General features: G+C 65.3%; 28 protein-coding genes. 18 read left to right on the forward strand and 10 right to left on the reverse strand.

The features are described from left to right. The first annotated feature begins 26 nt into the window (after nt 1-26). The 3 genes from LZ016_RS10190 to LZ016_RS10200 are packed head-to-tail and all read left to right on the forward strand — an operon-like array spanning nt 27 to nt 2957. Nucleotides 27-215: a hypothetical protein gene (locus LZ016_RS10190; protein ID WP_241447266.1), complete on the forward strand. Its 189-nt coding sequence runs from the start codon at nt 27-29 to the stop codon at nt 213-215. Continuing rightward, entirely contained in the window at nt 212-2629 is a 2418-nt protein-coding gene (locus tag LZ016_RS10195) for a ligase-associated DNA damage response DEXH box helicase (RefSeq protein ID WP_277622757.1), read from the forward strand. Before LZ016_RS10190 ends, LZ016_RS10195 begins: the two co-directional genes overlap by 4 nt. A gap of 46 nt (nt 2630-2675) precedes the next feature. Further along, on the forward strand, nt 2676-2957 hold the full coding sequence (locus LZ016_RS10200) for a hypothetical protein (protein ID WP_241447268.1): 282 nt from the start codon (nt 2676-2678) through the stop codon (nt 2955-2957). Here LZ016_RS10200 and LZ016_RS10205 read toward each other — a convergent pair. After that, nucleotides 2954-4450: a M20/M25/M40 family metallo-hydrolase gene (locus tag LZ016_RS10205; protein WP_241447269.1), complete on the reverse strand. Its 1497-nt coding sequence runs from the start codon at nt 4448-4450 to the stop codon at nt 2954-2956. The two genes, LZ016_RS10200 and LZ016_RS10205, sit on opposite strands and share 4 nt — an antisense overlap. Nucleotides 4451-4552: 102 nt before the next feature. Here LZ016_RS10205 and LZ016_RS10210 point away from each other — a divergent pair, with 102 nt between their 5' ends. Both LZ016_RS10210 and pdeM read left to right on the forward strand, forming a co-directional pair. Next, nucleotides 4553-5005 (forward strand): 3'-5' exoribonuclease, encoded by a 453-nt coding sequence (locus LZ016_RS10210; protein ID WP_241447270.1) that lies wholly within the window; start codon nt 4553-4555, stop codon nt 5003-5005. Between the two features lie 23 nt (nt 5006-5028). After that, the gene (gene pdeM / locus LZ016_RS10215; RefSeq protein WP_241447271.1) at nt 5029-5691 is read left to right on the forward strand and encodes a ligase-associated DNA damage response endonuclease PdeM; all 663 of its coding nucleotides are present in this window, start codon (nt 5029-5031) and stop codon (nt 5689-5691) included. On the opposite strand, the gene LZ016_RS10220 is transcribed toward pdeM, so the two are convergent. Then, on the reverse strand, nt 5688-5951 hold the full coding sequence (locus LZ016_RS10220) for an aminotransferase class IV (RefSeq protein ID WP_241447272.1): 264 nt from the start codon (nt 5949-5951) through the stop codon (nt 5688-5690). The genes pdeM and LZ016_RS10220 overlap by 4 nt on opposite strands. 60 nt (nt 5952-6011) lie before the next feature. Between LZ016_RS10220 and LZ016_RS10225 the strand changes: the two genes are divergently transcribed. Genes LZ016_RS10225 through LZ016_RS10235 form a run of 3 tightly spaced genes read left to right on the forward strand, consistent with a single transcriptional unit; the run spans nt 6012 to nt 8510 of the window. After that, the gene (locus LZ016_RS10225; RefSeq protein WP_241447273.1) at nt 6012-7298 is read left to right on the forward strand and encodes a dipeptidase; all 1287 of its coding nucleotides are present in this window, start codon (nt 6012-6014) and stop codon (nt 7296-7298) included. Then, a complete protein-coding gene (locus tag LZ016_RS10230) occupies nt 7295-7954 on the forward strand; it encodes an MBL fold metallo-hydrolase (protein ID WP_241447274.1) in 660 nt (219 codons plus the stop codon). The genes LZ016_RS10225 and LZ016_RS10230 overlap by 4 nt, the downstream gene beginning before the upstream one ends. Before the next feature lie 25 nt (nt 7955-7979). Next, a complete protein-coding gene (locus tag LZ016_RS10235; protein WP_241447275.1) occupies nt 7980-8510 on the forward strand; it encodes a dihydrofolate reductase family protein in 531 nt (176 codons plus the stop codon). Between the two features lie 12 nt (nt 8511-8522). On the opposite strand, the gene LZ016_RS10240 is transcribed toward LZ016_RS10235, so the two are convergent. Then, the gene (locus LZ016_RS10240; RefSeq protein ID WP_241447276.1) at nt 8523-8777 is read right to left on the reverse strand and encodes a YdeI/OmpD-associated family protein; all 255 of its coding nucleotides are present in this window, start codon (nt 8775-8777) and stop codon (nt 8523-8525) included. A 199-nt stretch (nt 8778-8976) separates the two neighbouring features. Here LZ016_RS10240 and rpmF point away from each other — a divergent pair, with 199 nt between their 5' ends. From rpmF to LZ016_RS10265, 5 genes are all read left to right on the forward strand, one after another. Continuing rightward, a complete protein-coding gene (rpmF, locus tag LZ016_RS10245) occupies nt 8977-9156 on the forward strand; it encodes a 50S ribosomal protein L32 (RefSeq protein WP_187708782.1) in 180 nt (59 codons plus the stop codon). Between the two features lie 29 nt (nt 9157-9185). Beyond that, nucleotides 9186-10232, forward strand: a complete 1047-nt coding sequence (gene plsX / locus LZ016_RS10250; RefSeq protein WP_241447277.1) for a phosphate acyltransferase PlsX — start codon at nt 9186-9188, stop codon at nt 10230-10232. After that, nucleotides 10229-11188 (forward strand): beta-ketoacyl-ACP synthase III, encoded by a 960-nt coding sequence (locus LZ016_RS10255; protein ID WP_366512902.1) that lies wholly within the window; start codon nt 10229-10231, stop codon nt 11186-11188. The genes plsX and LZ016_RS10255 overlap by 4 nt, the downstream gene beginning before the upstream one ends. Nucleotides 11189-11302: 114 nt before the next feature. Beyond that, nucleotides 11303-11632, forward strand: coding sequence for an integration host factor subunit alpha (locus LZ016_RS10260; protein ID WP_241447278.1), 330 nt, complete (start codon nt 11303-11305; stop codon nt 11630-11632). Between the two features lie 7 nt (nt 11633-11639). Continuing rightward, complete coding sequence (locus tag LZ016_RS10265) at nt 11640-12035, forward strand: MerR family transcriptional regulator (RefSeq protein WP_241447279.1); 396 nt, start codon at nt 11640-11642, stop codon at nt 12033-12035. Here the strand turns inward: LZ016_RS10265 and LZ016_RS10270 are convergent. Genes LZ016_RS10270 through LZ016_RS10280 form a run of 3 tightly spaced genes read right to left on the reverse strand, consistent with a single transcriptional unit; the run spans nt 12032 to nt 16286 of the window. Continuing rightward, nucleotides 12032-12538: a SixA phosphatase family protein gene (locus LZ016_RS10270; protein WP_241447280.1), complete on the reverse strand. Its 507-nt coding sequence runs from the start codon at nt 12536-12538 to the stop codon at nt 12032-12034. The genes LZ016_RS10265 and LZ016_RS10270 overlap by 4 nt on opposite strands. Beyond that, a complete protein-coding gene (locus LZ016_RS10275; RefSeq protein ID WP_241447281.1) occupies nt 12535-15234 on the reverse strand; it encodes an ATP-dependent DNA helicase in 2700 nt (899 codons plus the stop codon). Before LZ016_RS10275 ends, LZ016_RS10270 begins: the two co-directional genes overlap by 4 nt. Nucleotides 15235-15278: 44 nt before the next feature. Continuing rightward, on the reverse strand, nt 15279-16286 hold the full coding sequence (locus LZ016_RS10280; protein WP_241447282.1) for a cupin-like domain-containing protein: 1008 nt from the start codon (nt 16284-16286) through the stop codon (nt 15279-15281). 47 nt (nt 16287-16333) lie between these two features. On the opposite strand from LZ016_RS10280, the gene LZ016_RS10285 reads away from it, so the two are divergent. Continuing rightward, a complete protein-coding gene (locus tag LZ016_RS10285) occupies nt 16334-17920 on the forward strand; it encodes a lysine--tRNA ligase (RefSeq protein WP_241447283.1) in 1587 nt (528 codons plus the stop codon). On the opposite strand, the gene LZ016_RS10290 is transcribed toward LZ016_RS10285, so the two are convergent. Both LZ016_RS10290 and LZ016_RS10295 read right to left on the reverse strand, forming a co-directional pair. Then, nucleotides 17917-18162 (reverse strand): hypothetical protein, encoded by a 246-nt coding sequence (locus tag LZ016_RS10290; protein WP_241447284.1) that lies wholly within the window; start codon nt 18160-18162, stop codon nt 17917-17919. The genes LZ016_RS10285 and LZ016_RS10290 overlap by 4 nt on opposite strands. 96 nt (nt 18163-18258) lie before the next feature. Next, nucleotides 18259-19371: a S41 family peptidase gene (locus LZ016_RS10295; RefSeq protein ID WP_241447285.1), complete on the reverse strand. Its 1113-nt coding sequence runs from the start codon at nt 19369-19371 to the stop codon at nt 18259-18261. A 105-nt stretch (nt 19372-19476) separates the two neighbouring features. Here LZ016_RS10295 and LZ016_RS10300 point away from each other — a divergent pair, with 105 nt between their 5' ends. Beyond that, nucleotides 19477-19956, forward strand: a complete 480-nt coding sequence (locus tag LZ016_RS10300; RefSeq protein WP_241447286.1) for an Lrp/AsnC family transcriptional regulator — start codon at nt 19477-19479, stop codon at nt 19954-19956. Here LZ016_RS10300 and LZ016_RS10305 read toward each other — a convergent pair whose 3' ends face one another. Next, nucleotides 19957-21816, reverse strand: coding sequence for a DUF885 domain-containing protein (locus LZ016_RS10305; protein WP_241447287.1), 1860 nt, complete (start codon nt 21814-21816; stop codon nt 19957-19959). A gap of 83 nt (nt 21817-21899) precedes the next feature. After that, the gene (locus LZ016_RS10310) at nt 21900-22892 is read right to left on the reverse strand and encodes an RcnB family protein (RefSeq protein ID WP_241447288.1); all 993 of its coding nucleotides are present in this window, start codon (nt 22890-22892) and stop codon (nt 21900-21902) included. Nucleotides 22893-23018: 126 nt separating this feature from the next. Here LZ016_RS10310 and LZ016_RS10315 point away from each other — a divergent pair, with 126 nt between their 5' ends. Genes LZ016_RS10315 through LZ016_RS10325 form a run of 3 tightly spaced genes read left to right on the forward strand, consistent with a single transcriptional unit; the run spans nt 23019 to nt 25304 of the window. Next, a complete protein-coding gene (locus tag LZ016_RS10315; RefSeq protein ID WP_241447289.1) occupies nt 23019-23795 on the forward strand; it encodes an alpha/beta fold hydrolase in 777 nt (258 codons plus the stop codon). Between the two features lie 33 nt (nt 23796-23828). Then, on the forward strand, nt 23829-24989 hold the full coding sequence (locus LZ016_RS10320; protein WP_241447290.1) for an acetyl-CoA C-acetyltransferase: 1161 nt from the start codon (nt 23829-23831) through the stop codon (nt 24987-24989). Nucleotides 24990-24992: 3 nt separating this feature from the next. Then, on the forward strand, nt 24993-25304 hold the full coding sequence (locus tag LZ016_RS10325) for a 2Fe-2S iron-sulfur cluster-binding protein (protein WP_241447291.1): 312 nt from the start codon (nt 24993-24995) through the stop codon (nt 25302-25304). Nucleotides 25305-25309: the final 5 nt, after the last annotated feature.

Here is a 25309-nt window from a genome sequence, read left to right on the forward strand (position 1 = left end):
AGAGTTCCCGCGAGGAGGAAAGCTTCATGGACGAGACGTTGGTGGGACTAATGGAAATTGTCGGCCCGCTGATCCTGCTGGTGCTGTTAGTCTGGGTCGTCGTGCGGAGCCGCAGGCGCCGTGACGAACCGCCGCAGAGCGTCACCGAGCAGGCGACGCGCGACGCCTACCGGGCAGAGGAAGAGCTGCGGCGCGAGGGACTTGACGACCGCTGAGCGAAGGCCGCGATCTCCCTGATGTCGTAAACAGCTGGTTCGCCGAACGCGGATGGGCTCCGCGTCGCCATCAGCTCGAAATGCTGGAAGCCGCGCGCGCAGGGAAGAACGCGCTGCTGGTCGCTGCGACCGGGTCGGGCAAGACGCTCGCGGGTTTCCTGCCGACCATCTGCGAGCTTGCCGAGAACCCGAGCGAAGGGCTGCACACCCTCTACATCTCGCCGCTCAAGGCTTTGGCCGTCGACGTTCAACGCAACCTGCTCGGCCCGATCGAGGAGATGGGTCTGCCGATCCGCGTCGAAACGCGGACGGGCGACACGCCGTCGGACCGCAAGGCGCGGCAGCGGATCAGACCGCCGCAGGTGCTGCTGACCACACCGGAGTCGCTCAGTCTCCTGCTCAGTTATCCCGACAGCTTCACCTTGTTCGAGAACCTGCGGACCATCGTAGTCGACGAGCTTCATGGATTCGCGAAGGAGAAACGGGGGGACCTGTTGTCGCTGTCTATGGCGCGGCTCCAGAAGATTGCGCCGGACCTGCGGCGGGTCGGACTGTCTGCAACGATCAGCGATCCCGAGGCCTACCGCAGCTGGCTCGCTCCGGACGCGGACATGGACGAGGTCGAGCTGGTCATCGGCGACCCCGGCGCAGAGCCCGACCTGTCGATCCTGATCCCGGAGGGCCGCATTCCCTGGGGCGGCCACTCAGGCCGCCACGCAGCGCGCGAGGTCATGGACCTCATAGAGCGGCACAAGACCACGCTCGTCTTCTGCAACACGCGCAGCCTCGCCGAGCTGATCTTCCAGGACCTGTGGGCTGTGAACGACAAGGCGCTGCCGATCGGCATTCATCACGGCAGCCTTGCGCAGGAAGCGCGGCGCAAGGTCGAGGCGGCGATGGCGGCGGGCAAGCTCCGCGGTCTCGTCGCGACGGCGAGCCTTGATCTGGGCATCGACTGGGGCGACGTCGACCTCGTTGTCCAGATGGGCGCGCCGAAGGGCAGCTCACGCCTGCTCCAGCGAATCGGGCGCGCCAACCATCGGCTCGACGAGCCGAGCGAAGGCACGATCGTGCCCGGCAACCGCTTCGAATATCTTGAAGCGCGTGCGGCGCTCGACGCGATCGACGAGGGCGAGCTCGATCCGGAGACGTTCCGGCCCGGGACGCTCGACGTGCTTGCCCAGCACATTCTGGCCATGGCCGTGGCTGCGCCGTTCCAGGAGCAGGAACTGCTGGCGGAGATTCGCTCGGCCGCACCCTATGCGGGCCTCAAGGACGAGACATTCGCCGAAGTCCTGAACTTCATCGCCACCGGCGGCTATGCGCTTAAGGCGTACGACCGCTTCCGCCGCCTCGTGAACGAAGGCAACGGCCAGTGGCGCATCGCGCGTCCGCAAATTGCACAGCAGCATCGCCTCAACGCCGGCGTTATCGTCGAGCAGCCGCTCCTGACCGTCCGCTTCCGCAACGGCCGCAAGCTGGGGACGATCGAGGAAGGCTATGCCTCAACCCTCACCGTCGGCGATCACTTCTACTTCTCCGGCCTCAGCCTGGAAGTGGAGCAGTTCAAGGACACTGACGTCATCGTTCGCGCGTCATCCAAGCAGGCGCGGATCGTCACCTACGGCGGGCAGCGCATGTCGATGTCTACGCACCTCGCCAACCGCGTCCGGCACATGCTGGCCGACCGGAACGAGTGGCACCGCTTTCCCGACGACGTCCGCGACTGGCTGGAGGTGCAGGACCGCAAGTCGGTCATCCCCGAACCTCACCAACTGCTCGTTGAGACGTTCGAGCACGAAAAACTGCACTACATGGTCGCCTACAGCTTCGAAGGCTGGAACGCGCACCAGTCGCTCGGGATGCTGATTACCCGGCGTATGGAGAATGCGGGCCTGAAGCCACTCGGCTTTGTCGCCAACGATTACGGACTTGCCTGCTACGGGTTGGAGCCGATCCGCGATCCCAAGACCCTCTTTTCGGCCGATATCCTCGAACAGGAGTTCGTCGACTGGGTCGAACAGAGCATGCTGCTGAAGACCGCCTTCCGCGAAGTCGCGGTGATCGGCGGGCTCGTCGAACGGCACCATCCCGGGAAGAAAAAGAGTGGCCGCCAGGTCAGCTTCTCGACCGACCTCATCTACGACGTGCTGCGCCGCTACGAGCCGGAGCACCTGTTGCTACGTGCTGCGTGGAACGACGCCCGCGCCCGGATGACGGAGCTCGGCCGCCTCGTCCGCCTCGTCGACCGCGCCTCCGCCACCATGCTCCACGTCGACACGGGCCGCATCACGCCCATGGCGGTGCCCCTCATGGTCATCGTCGGCCGCGAGGCACTGCCGCCCGGCGCGGAAGCCGACGCCAGCCTTCTCATCCAGGCGCAGGAATTGGCCGACGAAGCGATGCGTGTCTGAGACGGCGTTCATTGCGCAGCGGGGTTGGGCCTGCCAAGCTAAGCGCATGAAGTCGCTCGCATTCGCAGCTGTGCTGCCTGTCCTCCTATCCGGCTGCGTCGTCGGAACCGTCGCCGGCGCCGCCGTCGATGTCGTCACTTTGCCAGTCAAGGTCGCGTCCGCTGGCGTGGACGCGGTAACGACGAGCCAGTCCGAAGCCGACGAAAAGCGCGGCCGCGAGCTTCGCAAGCAGGATGAAAAGCGCGGCAAGCTAGCGCGCGCCATGGCCGACCGGTGCCGCAAGGGCCGGCCGTTGCCGACCGACACTTGCGCCACACAGCCGAACTAGCGCTTCGCGGCCTCCGCCAGCTCGTAGAGATAATCGACGTAGAACATTGCGGACTCGTCGAGCCCCGCGACCTTCGGGTTCTTGCTGTCGATCAGGTACCATTCGTCCGGAGCATGCGCCCCGCCGCCCGTGCCGAGCCCGAAGCCGACCGCCGGGCGCTTGAGGGGCGGACCGGTGAAGGTCACGCCCGGCCAGGAACCGGCCAGCCGCGGGTTGAGCGAATAGTCGACCTTCGCCTTCTTCAGTGACGCGATCTGCGACTTCACGAGGACGCTGTTCTCGTCCGTCTCGGTCGGGCTGTAGCCGCCGCTGACGTTGACGACGATGTCGCCGAAGCCGCGCTTGGCGAGGTGCGCCTTCAGCTTCGCCTCGGCTTCCTCACGCGTCATGTCGGGGACCAGGCGGAAATCCATCTTGGCTTCGGCGCGACCCGGCAGGACCGTCTTGCCCCCGGGACCCGTGTAGCCGCTGACCAGGCCTTCGATGTTCACCGTCGGCTGGGATGCCAGCCGGTACGAAGCGGTGAGGAAATCCTCATCCTTGTACCAATGCTTGATGCCGAGTTGCTTCATGATGTCTGTTTCGCTGGAGTTCTTCACGCCGGCGGCGATCAGCTCCTTCTGGCGCGCGGTGAGCGGCTTCACATTGTCGAACCAGCCGTCGATCGCGGGCGTCTGGCCGTCTTCGGCGACGAGCGTGTTGAGCGCCTTCACCAGGCGCCACGCCGGGCTGTCGAGATTGGCCTTGAGGCTGGAATGGACATCCTTTGCCGGTCCGCGGCCCCAATGTTCGCCGCTCGAGATCAGCTGCACCTCGATCACGCCCTTGGCGCCGAGATCGATCGACGTGGCGCCATTGCTCTCCTGCCCCGCGCCCGGGATGATCACGCCGATCGTCTTCTTGAGCGCTGCCGCCGCTTCCGGATCGCTGACAATCTGGCGGAAGTGCGGGGAGGCGATTTCCTCCTCGCCTTCGGCAACAAGCACAATGTTCACAGGCAGCTTGCGCCCCGTGTCCTTGAACGCATGGAGCGCAGCGAGGAACGCCGTCTCCGGTCCCTTCTGGTTGACGGCGCCGCGGCCGACGATCGCCTTGCCTTCCGCCCGGTCGACCAGGCGGCCTTCGAGAGGCGGCGACGACCATTCCTTCGGGTCATACTGCTTCACGTCGTACATGAAGTAGATGCCGAGCGTCGTCGGAGCGCCCGCATCGAGTGTCGCGAAAACGCCCGGAACGCCGTCGGTTTTCACGACGCGCGCCTGCTGGAAGCCCGCGTCGAGCAGGCGCTTGCGCATGTATTCGGCGCCGCCGTCGACGTTGGTCTTCTCGGCCGCGATGGTAGGATTCGCGATCCAGTCCTGCAGCCGCTTCAGGTTGGCGTCGTGACTCCCCTTTACCGACGCCGCGAGCTGTGCCCGATTCGGCGTTTCGGCAAGCGCCGGAAGCGCGGTGCAGGTCATCAAAGCGGCAACGGCCGCGCAAGCGAAACGCATCGTGAGACTCTCCCCTGTACAATTTTCCGATCGGAGAATTGCGGCAATATCGGCAACTGTCCAGCCACTGGACTCAAACGGGGAGCGCGCTAACGCGAAGCGGTGCGTTACTTCCTCGACACCGAGTATAATGGCGTTGGCGGTGCCCTACTCAGCCTGGCGCTGGTGCCGGACGACGGCGACGAGCTTTACCTGACGCTCCAGACCGACCAACCGATCGTGCAATGGGTTCAGCGGCACGTGGTCCCCTATCTCGACATGGTGCCGGAGCAGCTTTCATGCCCCCGGCTCACCCAGCGCGACGCCGCGCACGCGCTGGAGCGCTATCTCCGCCATGACGAGAAGCCTTTGATCTACGCCGACTGGCCAGAGGATATCGCCCAGTTCTGCAACCTGATGATCACCGGCGAAGGGGATATGGTTGAAGTTCGGGACGTTACCTTCAGGCTCGTCCCGATGAGCAATTTCAGCACGGCGGCGAATAGCAAGGTGCCGCACAATGCGCTTCACGACGCTCGGGCGCTCAGGGATCACATTCTGGCACTTGAGCCCTGACGCGGCTCGTCTAAACCGGGGTCATGGTTCCCTTTTCGTTCGCAGGCGAAACGTTCGTCGCGTCGCCGCAAGGCGCGCTTCATTGGCCCGCCCAAGAGGCGCTACTCGTGGCTGACCTGCATCTCGAAAAGGCGAGCTGGTTCGCCCGCCTTGGCCAGTTCCTCCCGCCCTATGATTCGGTCGCGACCCTGACGGCGCTGAAGGAGGTCGTCGCGGCAACGGGCGTTCGGCGGCTCTATTGCCTGGGCGACAGCTTCCACGACCGCTTCGGCTGCGACCGTCTGCCGGAGCAGGCGCGGGAGCTTCTGCTGGAGATGACGGAAAGCCTCGATTGGACCTGGATCCTCGGGAACCATGACCCGGGATTCGCCGACCATTGTGGAGGCACGCTCGTCGAGGAAGCGGAAGTGTCGGGAATCGTCCTTCGCCACGAGGCGATCCGCGACGACCTGCGCCCGGAAATCTCAGGCCATTTCCACCCAAAGTTTCGAGTCAACGTGCGCGGCCGGCACGTCTCGCGGCGCTGCTTCGTCGCCACTTCGACCAAGCTGATACTGCCGGCGTTCGGTTCGCTCACGGGCGGCCTCGACGCCTCGCATCCGGAAATCATGAAGAGCGTCGGCGGTCGGGCCTCCGCACTGGTCCCCGTTCAGGACCGGATGCTGCGCTTCCCGATCGCGGCCTAGTCGGCCTTCACCTCGATCGCCATTGCACCGGTGGGCGAGAGCACCAACCGGGCCGTCGCTAGCCGCCGCTTGCCGAACGTCGCCGCCTGAAGCTCGTTGCGGGCGGCATGGTGGTCGAACTTGAAGCCATGCTCATCCGCCTGCTGCTTCAGCTGATCCAGGTGGCTTTCGAGGTCGGCGATCCCCTCTTCAGGATCGAAGCGCATGGTGACCGAAAGGTCCGGGCGGTGCGTGGTCATTGGGTCCTTCATCCACAGCATCGGGCCCGCCGACAAGCCCGCAATTGCGCGCCGCCTCCGCTGCCCATAGACGTTTCGTCCATGAAACTTGCTTGTCGCTCCGTCGCCGCCGCAGCCCTGCTGCTCGTTGCCAGCCCCGCATTGTCTCAATCGATCCTGCCGGACGTGCAGAAGCGCATCGACCGCATCCTCAAGAAGACCCCGCTGATCGACGGCCACAACGACGTTCCGGAGCAGGTCCGCGAGAATTGGAAGATGAGCGTCGAGGGCCTCGCCAGCGGCTCCGACAAGCGCCAGCCCAACCCGATGATGACTGACATGGAGCGGCTCCATCAGGGCCATGTCGGCGGGCAGTTCTGGTCGGTCTACATCGACGCCGCCGTGCACGGCGACGAGGCGATCCGGCAGACGCTGGAGCAGATCGACATCGTGACGCGGCTGGTGAAGGCCTATCCGAACGACCTCGAGCTGGCGTCGACGGCAGACGACTTCGAGCGCATCCACCGCAAGGGCAAGATCGCCTCGGTCATGGGCGTCGAGGGCGGGCACCAGATCGGCGGGTCGATGGCCGCGCTGCGCCAGTACTATCGTCTGGGCGCGCGCTACATGACGCTCACGCACTTCGCGACTAACGACTGGGCGGACAGCGCGACCGACGATCCCAAGTACGGCGGCCTCAGCCCGTTCGGCGTCGAAGTGGTCAAGGAAATGAACCGCATCGGCATGTTGGTCGATCTCGCCCACGTGTCGCCCGACACGATGAAGGACGCGATCGAGGCGTCGAAGGCGCCGGTCATCTTCTCGCACAGCAATGCGCGAGCGCTGTCCGACCATCCGCGCAACGTGCCGGACGACGTCCTTGCCATGCTTCCCTCGAACGGAGGCGTGGTAATGGTCAACTTCTACACGGGCTATCTGTCCGAGCCGTTCCGCCAGTGGAACGCGACCCGCGCGGCTGAGGAAGCGCGGCAGAAGACCCTGCTCACCGGCCAGCCCGACAAGCGTGAAGCGGCGATGAAGGCGTGGGACGCAGCCCATCCCGCGCCGACGGCAGACGTCGGCCTGATCGCCGACCACATCGAGCATATCGTGAAGGTGGCCGGCCACGATCATGTCGGCCTCGGCGGCGACCTCGACGGAATTCCCTACGACCAATCGCCCGCCGGCATGAACAGCGTCAGCGGCTATCCTTTGATCTTTGCCGAGCTGATCCGTCGCGGTTGGAACGACAAGGATCTGGCCAAGCTCGCTGGCGGCAACATCCTGCGCGTGCTTCGGCAGGCGGAGGCCGTTTCCGCGTCGATGAAGGACGTGCCGCCGTCGCTCGCGACCTTGCCTGCGGCGACGCCCGCGCCCAAATCGGAGTGATGAACCCGCCGCTCAAAGCGACGATCGTCCCCGTCACGCCGCTGCAGCAGAACTGCACCCTGCTGTGGTGCACGAAGACGATGCGCGGCGCTTTCGTCGATCCGGGCGGAGACCTCCCCCGGCTGAAGGCCGCTGCCGGGCAAGCAGGCGTTACGATCGAGAAGATCCTGCTGACCCACGGCCATATCGACCATTGCGGCTCTGCCGGCATCTTTGCCGAGGAGCTGGGCGTGGAGATCGAAGGGCCGCACGAAGCCGACATGTACTGGATCGCCAAGCTGGACGAAGACGGGCAGCGCTGGGGGATTCCGGGCAAGCCGTTCGTCCCGGCCCGTTGGCTGGAGGACGGCGACACGGTGACCGTCGGCGAGCTGACCTTCAACGTCCGTCACTGCCCAGGCCATACGCCGGGCCACGTCGTCTTCCACCATCCGGAGTCGAAGCTGGCAATCGTCGGTGACGTCTTGTTCAAGGGCTCGATCGGCCGCTGGGACTTCCCGATGGGCAATCATCAGCAGCTCATCGACTCGATCACGCAGCGCCTCTGGCCAATGGGCGGCGACACCGCGTTCGTTCCCGGCCACGGCCCGATGTCCACCTTCGCGCATGAGCGCGCGACCAATCCGCTCGTGGGCGATGCGGCACTAGCAGCGTAACTTTTTCCTAAGGCCGGAGGATGCAGTGGCGAAGCTCGTCTTTGGGATGAACCAATCGCTCGACGGCTATGTCGACCACACGGCGTTCGGTCCGAGCGCCACGCTTTTCCGGCATTTCATCGAGCAGGCGCGCGACCAGGCCGGCAGTCTGTACGGGCGCAAGCTCTACGAGATCATGCGCTACTGGGACGAGGATCATCCCGAATGGAGCGACGCCGACCGCGAGTTCGCCGACGCGTGGCGTCGCCAGCCGAAGTGGGTCGTCTCGCGCTCACTGAAGGAGGTCGGTCCCAACGCTACCCTCATCGCGGACGATCTCGAGGCTACAGTCCGCAAGCTGAAGGCCGAGGTAGCTGGAGAGATCCAGGTGGGTGGACCGGTCCTGGCACGAAGCCTGGGCGATCTCGGCCTTATCGATGAGTATCGCATCTACTTGCATCCCGCGGTGACCGGCGGGGGCAATCCCTATTTCGCTGGGCCGCGGCCGCCGCTTCGCTTCGTGGACAGTGAACGAATCGACAAGGATGTGATCAGGCTGACCTACGTTCCCGCCTGAGTTCTTGCGAGATCAGCGATGCGGGCAGCCGGGCCAGCAGCAGGGACGGCGCTTGCCTTCGCGGAGGTTCGAGCAGCCCCAGTCGATGCGCTTGCGCCGGGTCTCGTCCTTCTTCGCAGACTCGACCCAGCAGATCCATTCGTTGCGAGCCAGCGGCGTAATGTCTTCCCACGTCCGCAGCGCTTCCGCGTCGTGCGTCAGCGCCTGGAGCAGATCGTCAGGAAGTTCATGGACGACACCGCCCGGGATGTTTCGCAAGTCCGTCATCGGCTAGGGCGACCGTATAGCTGATGAATCCGGCGCGGTGGAAACCCCCTTCGCCAACCCCTGCCGAACGTCTTGCGCTGGCGAGGCATTTCGCTATAGGAGCCGTCGTTCGCGACGATCCAGCCGCCGCCGCGGGGCCTCCCCGCCAGGACGAGGCGGAGATCGTCGCAATTTTTATTGCTAATTTGAAGGTGCCGGAATGGCTGTCCCTAAGAGAAAAACTTCGCCGTCCAAGCGCAACATGCGCCGCAGCCATCACGCGCTGAAGGCGACGACGTTCCAGGAATGCCCGAACTGCGGTGAGCTGAAGCTGCCGCACAACCTGTGCCAGGCTTGCGGCCACTACAACGGCCGCGAGATCGTCTCGACCGAGGCCTGAGCCGGACGGGAGGCGCGGGGCTGTAAGCGATGGACGCAGGCCCGCGTATCGCGATCGACGCAATGGGGGGTGACACTGGCCCGGCGGTGGTAATCGCCGGGATCGAGCGTGCACGCCGCAAAGATTCGTCCCTTCACTTCCTCCTCTATGGCGATGAGAAACTCATTCGGGCCGAGCTGAAGACTCACCCGAAGCTGAAGCCCGCAGTGACCGTCTGTCACACGCCGGAATCCATCGCCTCCACCGAAAAGCCGAGCCAGGCGATCCGCCGGGCCAAGACGACATCCATGGGCGTCGCCATCGCGGCCGTGAAGGACGGCCAGGCCGACGCGGCCGTATCCGGCGGTAACACCGGCGCACTGATGGCGATGGCCAAGCTGGCACTACGGACGATGCCCGGCATCGACCGCCCGGCCCTGGCAGCGCTGCTGCCGACGCTTGGCGACCAGGATTGCGTGATGCTCGACCTTGGCGCCAACACCGAGTGCGATGCGCAGAACCTCGTCCAGTTCGCGGTCATGGGCTCCGCTTATGCGCGCACAGTCCTCAGCATCTCGAAGCCGCGAGTGAAGCTGCTCAACATCGGCACCGAGGAGCTCAAGGGCACCGACGAGCTCAAGGAGGCGGCGGCGCTCCTGCGGGAGGCCGACTATTTGCCGCTACGATTCGACGGCTTCGTGGAGGGCGACCAGCTCTCGCGCGGCAATCTCGACGTGGTCGTCACCGACGGCTTTTCGGGCAACATCGCGCTGAAGACCGCGGAAGGCACGGCTCGGTTCGTCACCGACCTGCTGCGCCGTGCCTTCAAGAGCTCGCTCCGCTCGAAGGCCGGCTTCGCTCTGTCGAAGCCCGCGCTGAACCTTCTCAAGGTGCATCTCGACCCGAACAACCACAACGGCGCGGTCTTCCTCGGACTCAACGGCCTGATCGTGAAGAGCCATGGCGGCGCGAATGCGAAGGGCGTCGCCAACGCCATCGCGGTCGCGGCTAGCATGGTTCGCAACGACATTACGCGTAAGATCGGCGACGATCTCGACAACTTCCGCGCGCACGCGTTCAACGAGGCTGCTCAGTGACTTTGCGTTCCGTCATTGCTGGAACCGGTTCCAGCCTTCCCAAGCGCCGCGTCGACAATGAAGAACTGGCCCAGCAGGTCGACACGTCCGACCAGTGGATCGTCGAGCGCACGGGAATCCGCAGCCGCTACATCGCCGGCGAAGGCGAAACGACCGCGACCCTCGCGACCGAGGCTGCGCGGCTTGCTCTCGAAAATGCCGGCATCAGTGCTTCCGAAGTCGACCTGATCGTCCTCGCAACCGCCACGCCCGACCAGACCTTCCCGTCGTCAGCGACCAAGGTTCAGGCCGCGCTGGGGATCGACGATTGCGTGGCGTTCGACGTCCACGCCGTATGCACCGGCTTCCTCTACGCAGTGACCGTTGCGGATTCGATGCTCCGCGCCGGAACGGGGCGGACAGCTCTCGTGATCGGCGCGGAGACGTTCAGCCGCCTGCTCGACTGGGAAGACCGCACGACCTGCGTGCTGTTCGGCGACGGCGCGGGCGCGCTCGTGCTCCGTGCAGAGGATGGCGATCGCGGAATCCTCGCGACCAAGCTCCACGCGGACGGCCGCCACAACGACCTGTTGTTCGTCGACGGCGGACCTTCCAGCACCGGAACAGTGGGCAAGCTTCGAATGAAGGGCCGCGAGGTGTTCCGGCACGCGGTCGTGAACCTGGCTGAGGTAATGAACGAGGTTCTCGACAAGGCCGGTTTGACATCCGGCGACGTGGACTGGGTGGTGCCCCATCAGGCGAATGCGCGAATTCTTGATGCCACCGCGAAGAAATTAAGCCTTCCGTCAGGAAAAGTGGTCGTTACTGTCGACAAGCATGCCAACACGTCGGCGGCATCCGTGCCGCTTGCATTGGACACGGCGGTGAAGGATGGACGAATCAAGCGAGGAGATATCGTCGTCCTGGAAGCGATGGGTGGCGGTTTCACGTGGGGGGCTGCGGTCCTCAGGTATTGAAAAGTAATGGAAATTAGCCGACAATGTCGCATTGCCGACACGAGTGAATTCCGTTACGCAGATGTAATGTGCCGCATCGGGGGAAGCGGCGGTTTAGGGCGGGAGAAGCAGTAGATGGCCGACCTCGGCATCGCTCGGATGAGCAAGGAAGCAGGATTGGGCGGGACTTTGACGCGTGCCGACTTGGCGGACGTCGTCCATAATCGGCTCGGCCTGTCGCGTGCCGAATCCGCCCAGCTCGTCGAGCGCGTTCTTCACCACATGTGCCACGCTCTGTCGGAAGGACAGAACGTGAAGATCTCCGGATTCGGCAGCTTCATCCTGCGCGACAAGGGTCAGCGCGTTGGCCGGAACCCGAAGACCGGTATCGAGGTCGCGATCGCTCCGCGGCGTGTGATGACGTTCCGCGCCAGCCAGATCATGCGCGACCGGATCGCGAGATAATCTAGCGATGGCGACGGGGGAAAAGGACCCGGCCGCCTTCAGGACCATCGGCGAGCTCTCTACCGAGCTCGGCGTTGCTCAGCACATCCTGCGCTATTGGGAGACGAAGTTCCCGCAACTGCGCCCGCTGCAGCGTGCGGGCAACCGCCGCTACTATCGCCCAGCAGACGTCGAGCTCGCGCGGACGATCCACCGGCTGTTGAACAACGAAGGCTACACCGTCCGTGGTGTACAGAAGCTGTTGCGGACCAAGGACGTGCCGCCAGCGGCTGCGGGCGAAATAGTCGCCATCGGCGATGCGGCTATTGCGCTGGAACAACCGGTGTCGAGACCAAGCAATGGCCTGGATGTCGAGCGTCTCAAGGCCCTCCGCCATCAGCTCGCGAGCCTGATCGAAGACTAAAGGTCGCTCGGCCTTAGAAGCATATCGAGGGTACCGCCGCCCGGCGCGACGTCGCTCCAGCGATCCGCGTCGAAGCGAATCTGGGCCAGCGCCGCGGTTGGAAACTTCTCCTCGGCCTCGTCCCGAAGCTCGCCTGGCGTCGCCAGCGCTAGTACGAGCTCCTGCAGTCCCGGATTGTGCCCGACGATCATTAGATGCGTGGCGTCGTCGGGCGCGTTCCTGATCGCGTCGATCAAGACGTCCGGTTCGGCCAGATAGATGCGCGCGTCCTCGGTCACCTCGAATGGCGTGCCATGGGCGTCCTGCACCCGCCTCAGCGTCTGCTTCGCCCGTTCGGCGGGACTCGCGAGCACGAGGTCCGGTTTGATCTTCCGCTTGCGCAGCTCCTTGCCGATGGCCTTGGCCGCCTTCCGCCCGCGATCGTTCAGCGGACGGTCGAAGTCCTCCAGCGATGATTCGCCCCAATCCGACTTCGCGTGTCGAAGCACGTAGAGAGTTCTCATTCCACCAGCTCCCGAACCGGCGCGGGCGCCAGCGCCCTCGCTGCCGCGACGTGCGCGATCGCCTCGTCGAGCGGAACGCGCCGGATCGGCACGTCCGCCGGGAATGCCGTTAGCAGCCGGGATGGCATGGCAGCTGACAAAATTATGAAAGTTCCGCGATCGCCTTCGCGGCGGATCAGCCGTCCGAACGCCTGCGCCAGCCGGGCTCGAACGACGGCGTCATCATAGGCGCTGCCGCCCCCCGCCATGCGGCGTGCCGCGTGCAGCACCGTCGGTCGGGGCCAGGGCACGCGCTCCATCACGACGAGACGCAGCGATTCTCCCGGCACGTCGACGCCGTCGCGCAGCGCATCCGTTCCAAGCAAGGACGCGCGCGGATCGTCGCGGAAGATGTCGACGAGCGTCCCCGGATCGATCGGATCCACGTGCTGCGCGAGCAACGGCAGTCCGGCCCGCGCGAGCCGGTCGGCGATTCTCGAGTGAACAGTCTTCAGCCGCTGGATGGCCGTGAATAAGCCGAGAGTCCCACCGCCCGCCGCCTCGATGAGCCGAGCGTAGGCGCCCGCAAGGCCGGCAATGTCGCCTGGCTTTACGTCCTTGACGACCAACACTTCGGAGCAGGACGCGTAATCGAACGGGCTGTCCGCCTCGAAGCGGCCGATGCTGCAGTCGAGATGCGCGGCGCCGGTCCTAGCCTCGGCCCGCGCCCAGGATCCATCGCCACCGCGCAAGGTTGCCGATGTGACAAGCACGCCGTGCGCCTGCTTCAGCACTGCCCCCGCGAGCGGCTTCGAGGGATCGAGCCAGCGGCGGTGGATGGCTACATCGAACTCGCGCCCTTCCACGCGCTCGATCGCAAGCCAATCGACAAACTCGGGATCGACCGCACCACCAACTCGCCCGAGTAGCGCGATCCACGCGGACAGGATTTCCCGCCGCCAGGTCAGCCCGTTGATCGCCCCGTCGACGCGCGCCCGCGCCTGGGAATCCAGCCAGTCGGGCGCGTCTTCGAGCACGGCTTCCAGCCGGCGGGTCAGCGCCGCGAGCGGCTTCTGCAGCGCTTCCAATCCCTCCATCGCTCTGACCGCCGCAGCGACCAGCGCACCGTCGGGCTCGGCCAGCTCCGTCTCCAGTCCGTAGCCCGCGTCCTGCGCCTTGGCCCGCGCGTAGACCATGCCGCGCACTTCGCCGAGCAAGGCTTCGACGGGCCCGAACGGCGAGCCTTCGATGATACGCTGGAGCCATCCGTCGGACGGCAGCGACCGTGCCGCCTCGACAGCCGCGTCAAGGGCTTGAGCGCCCTCGTCGTCGTAGGATGCGACGTCCATGAGCCGCGCGGCGAGACCCCGGCGTCGTCCGCGCGACTTGCCTTCCGGACCGACGATCCAGCGCCGCATCTCGATCGCGTCCTGGCCGCCGAAGGTCACCGCGAAGGTCGAGTCTGCCGCATCGAACAGGTGGTGACCCTCGTCGAATACGATCCGCTGCGGCGCGTCTTCGCGAGCGCGTGCGGCATTGATCATGACCAACGCATGGTTGGCGATGACGATGTCCGCTTCTCGCCCCGCGCGCTCCGCCTTCTCGATGAAGCAGCGGCGGTAGTGCGGGCAGCCGGCATAGACGCACTCCCCGCGGCGGTCGGTCAGCGCAGTCGCGCCGGCGCGGCGGAACAGGCTCGGCAGCCAGCCGGGCAAATCCCCGCCGACCATGTCGCCGTCCTTCGAGTAAGCAGCCCAGCGTCCCACCAGCTGCGCAAGAATAGCGGCGCGCCCGGAAAAGGCGCCCTGCAGAGCGTCCTCCAGGTTGAGCAGGCACAGGTAATTCTCGCGACCCTTGCGAACGACGATCTTGCGTGCCCGCTCTTCAGGGTCGGCGAAGAGGCGCGGACCCTCGGCATCTAGCTGCCGCTGCAGCGCCTTGGTGAATGTCGACACCCACACCGTTCCGCCCGACGCCTCGGACCAGAGCGATGCCGGAGCCAGGTAAGCAAGCGTCTTACCGATGCCCGTCCCCGCCTCCGCCAGCAGCATGTTCGGCGCGTCTTTCTGGCGGCGCGGAGCGAAGACGGACACCGACTCCTCGGCCATCGCAGTCTGCCCGGCCCGTGGCTCGGACCTTGCCCCGGTCAGGCTGCGCAACCGGTCGCGAGCCGCGGCAGGATCGACGAGGATCGTTCGGGGCGGCGGGCGGTCCGCCGCTTCTTCCCATTGCTTCAACCGCGAGAAGAGCATGCGCTCGCCACGTTCCGGCCGCTGCAATCGGGCGTTGATCAACGGCGCCCAGCCCCAGCCCATGCGGGCGAGCGACTGGTTGGAGGTCCACGCGCCTTCCCGTTCCCTCCAATCGTCTCGCTCGAGCACGTCGAGAAGTGCGCCCGCGATTGCGCGCAAGGAGTCGCCCGCTTCTGCCTCGCACTTTGGTGGCTCCAGTCCGACGGCGCGGCACATACCGGCGACAGTCGGCACGGCGAACCTTGCCGGATGAATGAAGGCGAACAGCTCCAGCAAATCGAGGCCCGACAGCTCCGGATAGCCGAGCCGCTGCCCGACCAGAGGCGCATTGAGGATGATGTGCGGGGTCTCCGCAGCTCGAGCGATCGCCTCCCCCCGGCTTGCCTCGCGCGACTCTCCTTCTCGGCCGGCAATCCAGATGCCGGCATGCGTCGCGTGAAGCGCTGGAAGAGGGAGCGGAGCCATTGCGGCCGACTATAAGGCGTGCGAACGAAAGTGGAACGGGTCGGTCAGCGCGAAAGGGCTTGAACGAGCAACGCCTTGACCCGCGCGACCAGCTCCGGCGTCCGCCGGCCGAGAATCCCGCGCGCCTGCTCGGGCAAATGCTCGACCGGGTCGCCGTCATCGCCGAAGACGTAGTGATTGAAGAAAATCCGCCACCGCTCGCGTTCTTTTGGCGGCAGATCCTTCAGCGTAATCACCGCATGATAGAGCGCGTTGCGCGGCGACAGATGCGGCGGATCGCCCGCTCGCCACCAGAAATTCACCATCGCTCCGATCTCGTCGAGCGACGAGACCGCATGCCACCACAGGCTCGGAAGATAGAGCGCGTCTCCGGGCGCGAGCTCGACCGTTTCGGCCACCTGCAACGCCTCCCGGAATCGCGGGTGCCGCTCGAAATCGGGATTGTCCAGATCGACCAGGCTCGTCGGCTGTCCCGCCAGCGTGAAGTCGAGCGGGCCGACGTACAGGTTCTTGAGCTGCTCCGTCGGAAACAAAGTGAATCGCCGTCGCCCGGCGATCACGCAGGCGAGGTTCTGCGGCAGGTCCCAGTGCGGCGCGACCCGCGTGCGGTTGCCGAGCCAAAGCGAGATCAATGTCTCCCGGCTCTTGTCGAGCAGCGGCACTCCGATGTCGGGCATCAGCCCCGGCAGATGCTTCCGGATAGGAATGCCGCCCGCGTACATCGAATAAGGCGCATCATGCCCGCGCTGGCGCATCAGCAGATCGAGCAATTGCCCGACCGTCGCGAGCCGCCGCTCGTGATTGTAGCCGTCGAACGCCTCGTTGTAGCCGAAGCGGCCGCCGATCTCGGGCGCTCCGAACCACGCCTCGAACGGCTCCTCGCTGGCGACGCCGCGAAGATAGTCGGCCAGCGCTTCGTAGCCTTGACGCGCGGCCTGCACCGCCGGCCAATCGGCGACGAGGCCGCGGAGCACCGCCGGCCTGCCGCGCGGCACGACCATAGTGTCGAACCGTTCGCGGTTCACGTCGTGGAATTCGGCGACGGGCTGCACCGTGCGAGAGGTAGCAGCGGGGGTATTGCTTCGCTAGGAGCGGCCCGATGACCGAAATGGATGCAATCCGCGAGGCGGCACTCGTCTCGAAGGCGTGGCCTTACGAAGAAGCGCGCAAGTTGCTGAAGCGCTGGCCCGACGGCAAGCCCAACGGCGAGCCGATGATCTTCGAGACTGGATACGGTCCGTCGGGCCTCCCGCACATCGGCACGTTCAACGAGGTCGCGCGCACGACCTTCGTCCGCCAGGCGTATGAGGAATTGACCGGCGGAGCGCCGACGCGGCTGATCGCCTTCACCGACGACATGGACGGCCTGCGCAAGGTGCCGGACAATGTGCCGGAGCAGGAGATGCTCGCGCAGCATCTCGGCAAGCCGCTCACGCAGATTCCGGATCCGTTCGGCAGCCACGAGAGCTTTGCGCATCACAATAATGCGATGCTGCGTCACTTCCTCGACCGCTTCGGGTTCGACTACGACTTCCTGTCGGCGACCGAATGCTATTCGAGCGGCCGCTTCGACGAGATCATCCGCCAGGTCCTGCGTAACTGGGACGGTGTCATGGGCGTCATGCTCCCGACCCTTCGCGAGGAGCGGCGTCAGACCTATTCGCCGATCCTCCCCGTCTCGCCCTCTTCGGGCAAGGTGCTGCAGGTCCCGGTTCAGGTGATCGATGCCGAGGAGGGATTGATCGCGTTCGAAGATGAAGAGGGGCGCGTTCAGCAGTCCGCACTCGGCGGAAACGCCAAGCTCCAGTGGAAGGTCGACTGGGCCGCCCGCTGGGTCGCGCTCGGCGTGGATTATGAAATGGCCGGCAAAGACCTGATCGACAGCGTCACCCAGTCGTCGAAGATCGCCCGCGTGCTGGGCGGACGGCCCCCTGAGGGCTTCAACTATGAGATGTTCCTCGACGAGAAGGGCGAGAAGATCTCCAAATCGAAGGGCAACGGGCTCAGCCTCGAGGAGTGGCTTCGCTACGGCAGCGAGCCGAGCCTCGCCTTCTACATCTATCGCGAGCCGAAGAAGGCGAAGAGCCTGCACCTCGGCCTGATCCCGCGCGCGGTAGACGAGTACTGGCAGTTCCGCGGCAATTACGCCGGCCAGCCGACCGAGCAGCGGCTCGGCAACCCGGTGCATCACATTCACAATGGCCGCATACCCGCGCCGGAAAGCCTGCCCCTCACCTACGGCCTGCTGCTGAACCTCGTCAGCCTGCCGGGCGTGCACGACAAGGAAACGGCGTGGCGGTTCGTGCAGCGCTACGCGCCGGATACGTCGCCCGACACGCACGCCGAGCTCGACGAGCTGATCGGCCTTGCCGTCAACTATGCCCGCGACTTCGTGGTCCCGACTCTGAAGCGCCGACCCCCGAACGAGGTCGAGGTCGCCGCGCTCAAGGATCTCGACGCCGAGTTGGCGAAGCTACCGGGCGACGCCGACGGAGAAGCCATCCAGAACATCGTGTTCGAGGTCGGCAAGCGCCATCCGTTCGAGAGCCTGCGCGGCTGGTTCCAGGCGCTTTACGAGACGCTTCTCGGATCGAGCCAGGGCCCGCGCATGGGCAGCTTCATTGCGCTCTATGGAATCGACAACAGCCGCCGGCTGATCGCGGAAGCGCTGGCGAAGCCCGCCTAGGGCTGGAAAGCGCGGCGCGCGGCACCGAGCATCGGTACGTCGCCGAAGGCTCCGCTGTCGGTCACGACAATGACGGTCGACGCCTTGACGTGCGACTGCGCTGCCGCCCTGGCCCTCGCCTCTGCATAGGGGCAGCCCTTCGCGTGGGTCTGCGTGGACGCGACCGGACGCTGCTGGGCCGCGAGGGGAGCGACCCAGCAGAGTGCGATCAGAAGAAGCAACTTACGCGGAAGCGTAGACATCACCCTTCTCCTCGATGGCCCGAGTATACGCTGCCCGGCGGACGAATTATCGGCAAATTCGACCAACGGCCTGCCAGAATTTGGCAAGGCGCAGGATCAACGGGCACGCACCTTGTCCTTGTGTACAGGCTCCAGCGGAACTTCGGTCGCGTCGATCCGGACGGCGTCGGCATGCGACAGGCCGGCCTTCTCCAGGGCGACGACGAGCGCCTGCTTCGGGTCGACGGCGAGGTCCGGCGCAACACCCGCACCCTCCCAATCCTGGCCCGTCTTGATGTCGTAGGTTCGGCCGACCGGCATCCAGACGGTGAAATGATCGCCGACGGGTCCGGGACCGCCGAAGTGATTGGCGCCAGCGGTTGCCTCGCCGATCAGGGTCGCCCGGCCCGTGCTCTTGAAGGCCAGCGCAAAATGTTCGCCCGCAGAGGCCGTGGCGTTCGACGTCAGCACATAGATCTTCGCGTCGCGCAGCGGCGTTGCCTGACCCGGCACCGCGTAATGCGTGGCCGTGATGCGCGCGTCGTCCTTCGCGAACTCCAGCGTCGGCGCCTCGCCGAACGGCGACCCGAACTTGTCGTAGATTGCCCGCGACATCTCCATCCGCACGAGCGGAGTCTTCTCCGCGAACAGGTACGGGAAGATCACGTCCATCTCACCGAGCCGGCCGCCGTGATGGTTGCGCAGATCGAAGATCATGGCCTTCGCGGTGCTGTGATCGCGCATGAAGGCCTTGAAGGCCGCAATCTCATCATCGGTCGAGAAGAAGGCGCTCGGCCGGATGTAGGCAACGCCCGGAGCAAGCCATTTCGCGGACTGGATGAGCTTGGGGAAATCGCTCGGTGGGCCGCTGTTGCCGCCAGCAGGCTCGGGTTCGGTCACCGACAGGTGCAAGTGCCCATCCTTGTGCGTGGCCATGAGATCGTCGGTGATGAGCTTGGCCAGATCCCCGCGCGTGCCCTTGTCATAGCGGCCCGCTGCAGCATTGGCGCGAAGCATTTCGGCATATTGCCTGCCCTGCTCGGGAATAACGAACTTGCCGGTCAGCTCGTCGGCGAGCGTGTCAGCGACTTTTCGACCCTCGCCGGGCTCAAGGACAGCAGCGCGAAGCTGGTCTGCCGAAAGCGTCGAGGGTGCGGCGGGCGCCTGCGCAAGCAAAGGTGCAGCGGCGCAGCATGCGGCGCCGGCCAGGAACAAGGACTTTAACAGCATCGATACGCTCCACTGTGTTGTATGACTAATACAGTATCGCAATCGATGCGCAAGATGTGTGCAATTTTGCTGCGACTGCTGCCAAATTTTGGCAAGAGAGGCACGATGCTCGACAGGTTCGATCTGGCGCTCCTCAACGAGGTGCAGCGCGATGATGGACAGACAGCCGATTCGCTGGCGGAGCGGATTCCGCTGTCGCCCTCGGCGATCGCCCGTCGGTTGCGCCGGCTTCGTTCCAGCGGCTTCATCGCGAGGACCATAGCGCTGCTTTCGCCCCGGCTGACTGAAAGGAGGCTGCGCGCGATCGTCCTGCTGCAGCTCAGCGAGCATGCCGATCTTAAAGGGAAGGACGCGCTGGAGAAGCGCCTGAGCGCCTCGCCCTGCGTGCAATATTGCTACGAGATCGCCGGGCCCCACGACATGATCGCGCTGTTCGACTGCGAAAGCATGTCGCAGTTCAACGCCGTCGCAGATGAACTGCTCGCCTCTTCGCCGACGGTGCGCCGGTACGAGACGCACTTCGTCAAACGCGAAGTGAAGTTCGCTCCATTCGCCGAGCTGGACGCCGGCGATCTCGCCGGCTGATCAGCTGCCCTTCTTGGCCGCGATCCAGCGGTCGATCTTCTGTTCCAGGATCTGCAGCGGAAGAGCGCCCGTGTTCAGCACCTCGGCGTGGAACTCGCGGATGTCGAACTTCGGCCCGAGCTCTGCCTCGGCCTTCGCGCGCAGCCGCTGGATGGTCAGCGCGCCGATCTTGTAGGCGGTCGCCTGGCTCGGGATGGCGATGTAGCGCTCGACTTCGGCGGTCGCGTCCGTGCGGCTCATCCCCGAATGGTCGAGCATGTACTTGATCGCCTGATCGCGGGTCCAACCTTTTGCGTGGATGCCAGTGTCGACCACCAGCCGCATCGCACGCAGCATCTCGTCGTTGAGCGTCCCGAAGCGCTGATACGGATCGGTGTAGAGGCCCATGCCGTAGCCAAGGGTCTCGGCGTAAAGCGCCCAGCCCTCGACATAGGCAGTGTTTCCGCCGAAGCGCATGAAGCTCGGCAGCGCCTCATTCTCCTGCGCAATGCTGATCTGGAAGTGATGGCCCGGCTCGCCCTCGTGGAGGAACAGGGTGGTGTCCTCGGTCAGGTTGCGCGACGGCAGGTCGTAGGCGTTGAAGTAGAAGGTGCCCGGACGCTTCCCGTCGGGAGTGCCCGGCTCGTACGATCCGCCAGCCTCGAACTTCTCGCGGAAAGGTGGGTAGGGCGTGATCACCAGCCCCGCCTTGGGCATGGTCGAAAAGAGCTCCGGAAGCTTCGGCTCGACCTTCTTCTGAACGTCGTAGAAGGCCTGCGTGTAGGACTCGCGGCTCTTCGGCTGGAATTTCTTGTCCGTCCGGATGTAGTCGAAGAACTGCGCGAGGTTGCCCTTGAAGCCGACCTCCTGACGCACCTTCTCGAAGCCTTTGGTGATCCGGGCGACCTCGCTGAGGCCGAGGTTGTGGATCTCGTCCGGGGTCATCGGCAGCGTCGTCGTCGACTGCACCTGGTACCGGTACAACGCGTCGCCGCCCTTCATGTACATGAGGCCGACGCCCTCGCGTGCATGGCCGAGATATTCGTTCTTCAGAAAGTCGCGCAGGCGCGTCAGGACCGGATAGATCTCGTCGCTGATCGCCGTGCGATATTCCTTTGTCAGCCGCTCGCGGTCCGCCGCGCCAATGGCCGCCGGGAACTGCTTCACCGGCCCAAAGTAAGGCGAGTCCTCCGGCTTCTGCTTCAGCTGCGTATCGAGCTGCTCGACCATGTTGCGAACGGTCAGCTTGGTGTCGACGACACCGGCCTGCTCGCCTTCCTTGAAGCGGCCGATCGCGCGGTCGATGTAGACCACGAAATCCTTGTGACGCTTCAGGTTGTTCTCATAGTCCTCGAGTGTGTTGAACGGCGCTCCGCCCTTCCCGCTCGCGAACGTCGGGTAGAAGGTGTGGATGCCGAAGAAGTGGTTGATCGGCCGAACTTTGGTCAGGTTGAGGATGGCCGGATCGTAGCTGCGCAGCGTGTCCTTCGTCGCATATTCGAACGTGTCGTAGGCGAGCTGGTCGGTCTCGTTGAGCTGGTCGCGCGGGATGGCGTGAAGCGCGGCCAGGTCCGCCTCTCCGGCCGCCTTCTCCGCTGCATAATATTCGTCGGTGATATTATCGCCGAGCCGGTCCGCGTAGCGCAGGTCGCCGCGGAAGATCGCGTTGATCGGATTGCGCTTGAGCGAGGCTTCGTCGCTCGCCTTGAACAGCTCGAACAGCCGATCGTGCGCGCTCTTCTCCGGCGCCGGTGCAGCGGCAGGCTCAGCCGGCGGAGCGACTTCTGCGGGAGCGGCAGGCGCCAGCGTAGGCGCGGTCGCGCAGGCGGCCAAAGCAGAGACGGTGGCGCAGAGAAGCGCGGTACGAAGTGCGAGTTTCATGAGGCTCCCGTGATTCGATCGAGGCGACGGTCATCGCGCAGGTGCGACGCGCAACGCCCCTTCGGCCAACCGGCGCGCGCTGTCTACCAGAAGAAGTTATAGACGATGTCGGCCACTTCGCCGGTGTAGATGTTCACTAGAACCGCATCGTCATAATAACGCACCCAGCGATACGGACCGTAGGCCGGCGGCAGGCGATACTGCCACGGGTCGCTCAGCCAATAGCTGCTCCGGTAATAGCTCGGCCACAGCCGCCACCCGACATTGTAGCGAAAGTAATCCCATCCGAACGGGTCGGAGTAGAGCCCCAGATGGAAGTGCGAGCGATGGTGGTGCCGCCAATTGTTCCAATTGTAGCGATGATCGCTGCGCCAGTCAGTTCGCCAATGACGTTCGGGCCGCGCAGCGCGGTTGGTCGCCGTGCGCGGCACGGGCGGTTCGGTGCCGAGGACCGGCGTACGGCTGATCCGCCGCTCACGTTCGAGAACGCCCGGAATCGGCCGGCGCTGCTGAACGAGCTCGCCATGCTCGCTCGTCGGCGGCGCGCGCCGAAGGTTGCGTTCCTCGATCGTGGTGCCGGGAGCGCGATGCTCGACGGTGGAGGTCGGACTTTCGACCTGCTGGCGGCCCGATCCTCGCCATTCGCGCACATGGCTCCCAGCCGGGCTGCGCTGGACCGGAGAGCCTTCACCCTCGCGCGGCGGTCGCACCATGCGTGGTTCGAAGTTGCGGTGCTCGACCGCCGCAGGCGGCTGGGCCGGGACGTCGCGCGTGGTCTCGGCTGCCCGGTGCTGTGGGCGATCGAGCGCCGGCGGCTGACGCTGCACGTCCATGCGAGCGGGGCGGTCCATCGTGACGGGCGGCGGCCGGCTGACGGCCTCGTGCTGCGGCTGGGCGCTCCGCTGCGGCGCGTTCGAGGATCGTTCTTCGCGACGGCTCTCGTTGCGAGACTCGATCCGGTCGGCGTTGCGGACGGTAAGGCCGCGGTGACGGCCGCCAAAGTCCTGGTCTTGCCCCGCGGCAAAAGCGGGAGCGGCAGCGCTCGCGACAAGCACCGCAAATAGGAGACTACGCATTGGCCAAACCTCGGCACGAATGATGTTGAACCATCCTTGCACCTGTCGAGATGAGCGGCGGCTTAACCGTTTCGCCAGCGAATCGTAATCTTGCCAAGCCCGTCACCGGCGTTCACCCCCGCGGCCATGGCAGCAATCGAAACCGCAGTCGGTCGTGTCGGCTATTCTGAGCAGGGTTCAGGCGGCGCGACCCCTGTCGTTTTCCTTCACGGCGTCGGATCCGACAAAAGCGTTTGGCGGCCGCAGCTCGACCATTTCGGCAAGGCGCGCCGCGCAGTCGCGTTCGACTACCCCGGCTACGGCGAAAGCGCCTCCAACGCGGACGCTACACGCGACGATTATGCAGCTGCGGTGCTTGCAGGGATGGACTCGCTCGGCATCGACCGCGCGCACGTCTGCGGGCTCTCGCTCGGCGGAGTCGTGGCCATCGCGCTGCACGCTGCGGCGCCCGATCGATGCGCCTCGCTGATCATAGCCGACAGCTTCGCCGTGCACCCGGAGGGCGAGGCAATCTACCAGCGCGGCGTCGCCGCCAGCCGCGGCGGGATGCGCAAGTTGGCCGAAGCTCGCGTCGGTGCTCTCATGGCCTCAGAAGATGCGCAGATCCGAGCCGACGTGATCGACACCATGGGCCGCATCGATCCAGCCGCCTACCGCGTTGGGGCACGAGCCGTCTGGCAAGCCAATCAACGCGAGCGGGCTGCCGCAATCCGCGTGTCGACCCTCATCATCTGCGGCGACCAGGACGCGATCACTCCGCCCGCTCTTTCCGAGGAATTGGCAGCGCTCATTTCAGGCGCAAGGCTTCACATCATGCGGGGCGCGTCGCACCTCGCGAACCTCGACAATCCGGCCGAATTCAACGGCGCCATCGACGACTTCCTTTCCGCAATCGGCGGGTAAGCGTAGGAAGCCTCCGAACTCAGGAGGACGAGCTTGGAAGCCTATATCGTCGACGCCGCACGGACCGCTGGAGGCAAGCGCGAAGGCGCGCTGAAGAACTGGCATCCGGCCGATCTCGGCGCGGCAGTGCTAAACGCACTCGTCGAGCGTACCGGCGTCGATCCCGCGGCCATCGACGACGTGATCGTCGGCTGCGTGGGCCAGATCGGCGAGCAGTCCTTCCACATCGGCCGCAACATGGTGATGGCCTCGAAGCTGCCCGACAGCGTTCCCGCGGTCTCCATCGACCGCCAATGCGGAAGCTCCCAGCAGTCGGTCCACTTTGCCGCGCAGGCGGTGATGAGCGGCACGCAGGACATGGTCATCGCCGCGGGCGTCGAGAGCATGACGCGCGTACCCATGGGATTGCCGGTGATCCTGCCGATGCAGGCCGGGATCGGCACCGGCCCGTGGCCGCAGTCGATCAAGGACCGACACGGCGTCACCGAATTCACCCAGTTCCGCGGCGCTGAGATGATGGCGAAGAAGTACGGATTCGGCCGTGAGGATTGCGACGCCTTCGCGCTCGAAAGCCACCGGAAGGCGGCCGCCGCGACCCAAGCCGGAGCCTTCGAAAGCGAGATCGTTCCGCTGCCGGTCAACGGGGACATGCACCGAACCGACGAAGGCATCCGCTACGATGCCTCGCTGGAAGGCCTTGGCGGTTTGAAGACCCTCGTTCCCGACGGCGTCATCACGGCCGGCAATGCCTCGCAGATCTGCGACGGCGCATCCGGCGTGCTGATCGTCAACGAGCGCGCATTGAAGGCGCACAACCTGACGCCGCTGGCGCGCATCGACCATCTGACCGTTACGGCCGGCGATCCGGTCATCATGCTCGACGAGCCGATCCGCGCCACGCGCGTCGCGCTGGATCGCTCCGGCCGCAGCATGAGCGAGCTCGACCTGTACGAGGTCAACGAGGCCTTCGCCCCGGTGCCGCTCGCATGGCTCCAACAGCTCGAAGCCGACCCGTTGCGGCTCAATGTTCACGGCGGTGCCATCGCGCTTGGCCATCCGCTGGGAGCATCAGGCGCCAAGCTGATGGCGACGCTCGTCCACGCGCTTAGCCGTCACGGCAAGCGCTTCGGCCTGCAGACGATGTGCGAAGGCGGCGGCATCGCCAACGTCACCATCGTCGAAGCGCTGAACTGAACCATGCCGCGGGTCTGGCTTACGCGACGGGATGGGAGCCAGGAACCGGTCGACGCGCGCACCGGCCGGTCGCTCATGCTCAACATCCGCAAGCCCGGCCAGATCCAGGCGATCTGCGGCGGCTGCGCGAGCTGCGGGACGTGTCACGTCTACATCGCGGAGGACTGGGTCGAGCGCCTGCCCCCAATCCAGCCCGAAGAAGAAACCATCCTCGCCCTTTCCGACTGGCGCGAGCCGAACAGCCGCCTGTCGTGCCAGATCAAAGTGACGGACGACCTCGACGGCCTGTGCGTAACCGTAGCGCCCGAGGACTGAGCGAG

This window comes from Sphingomonas telluris, from assembly GCF_022568775.1.
Taxonomy (GTDB): domain Bacteria; phylum Pseudomonadota; class Alphaproteobacteria; order Sphingomonadales; family Sphingomonadaceae; genus Sphingomicrobium; species Sphingomicrobium telluris.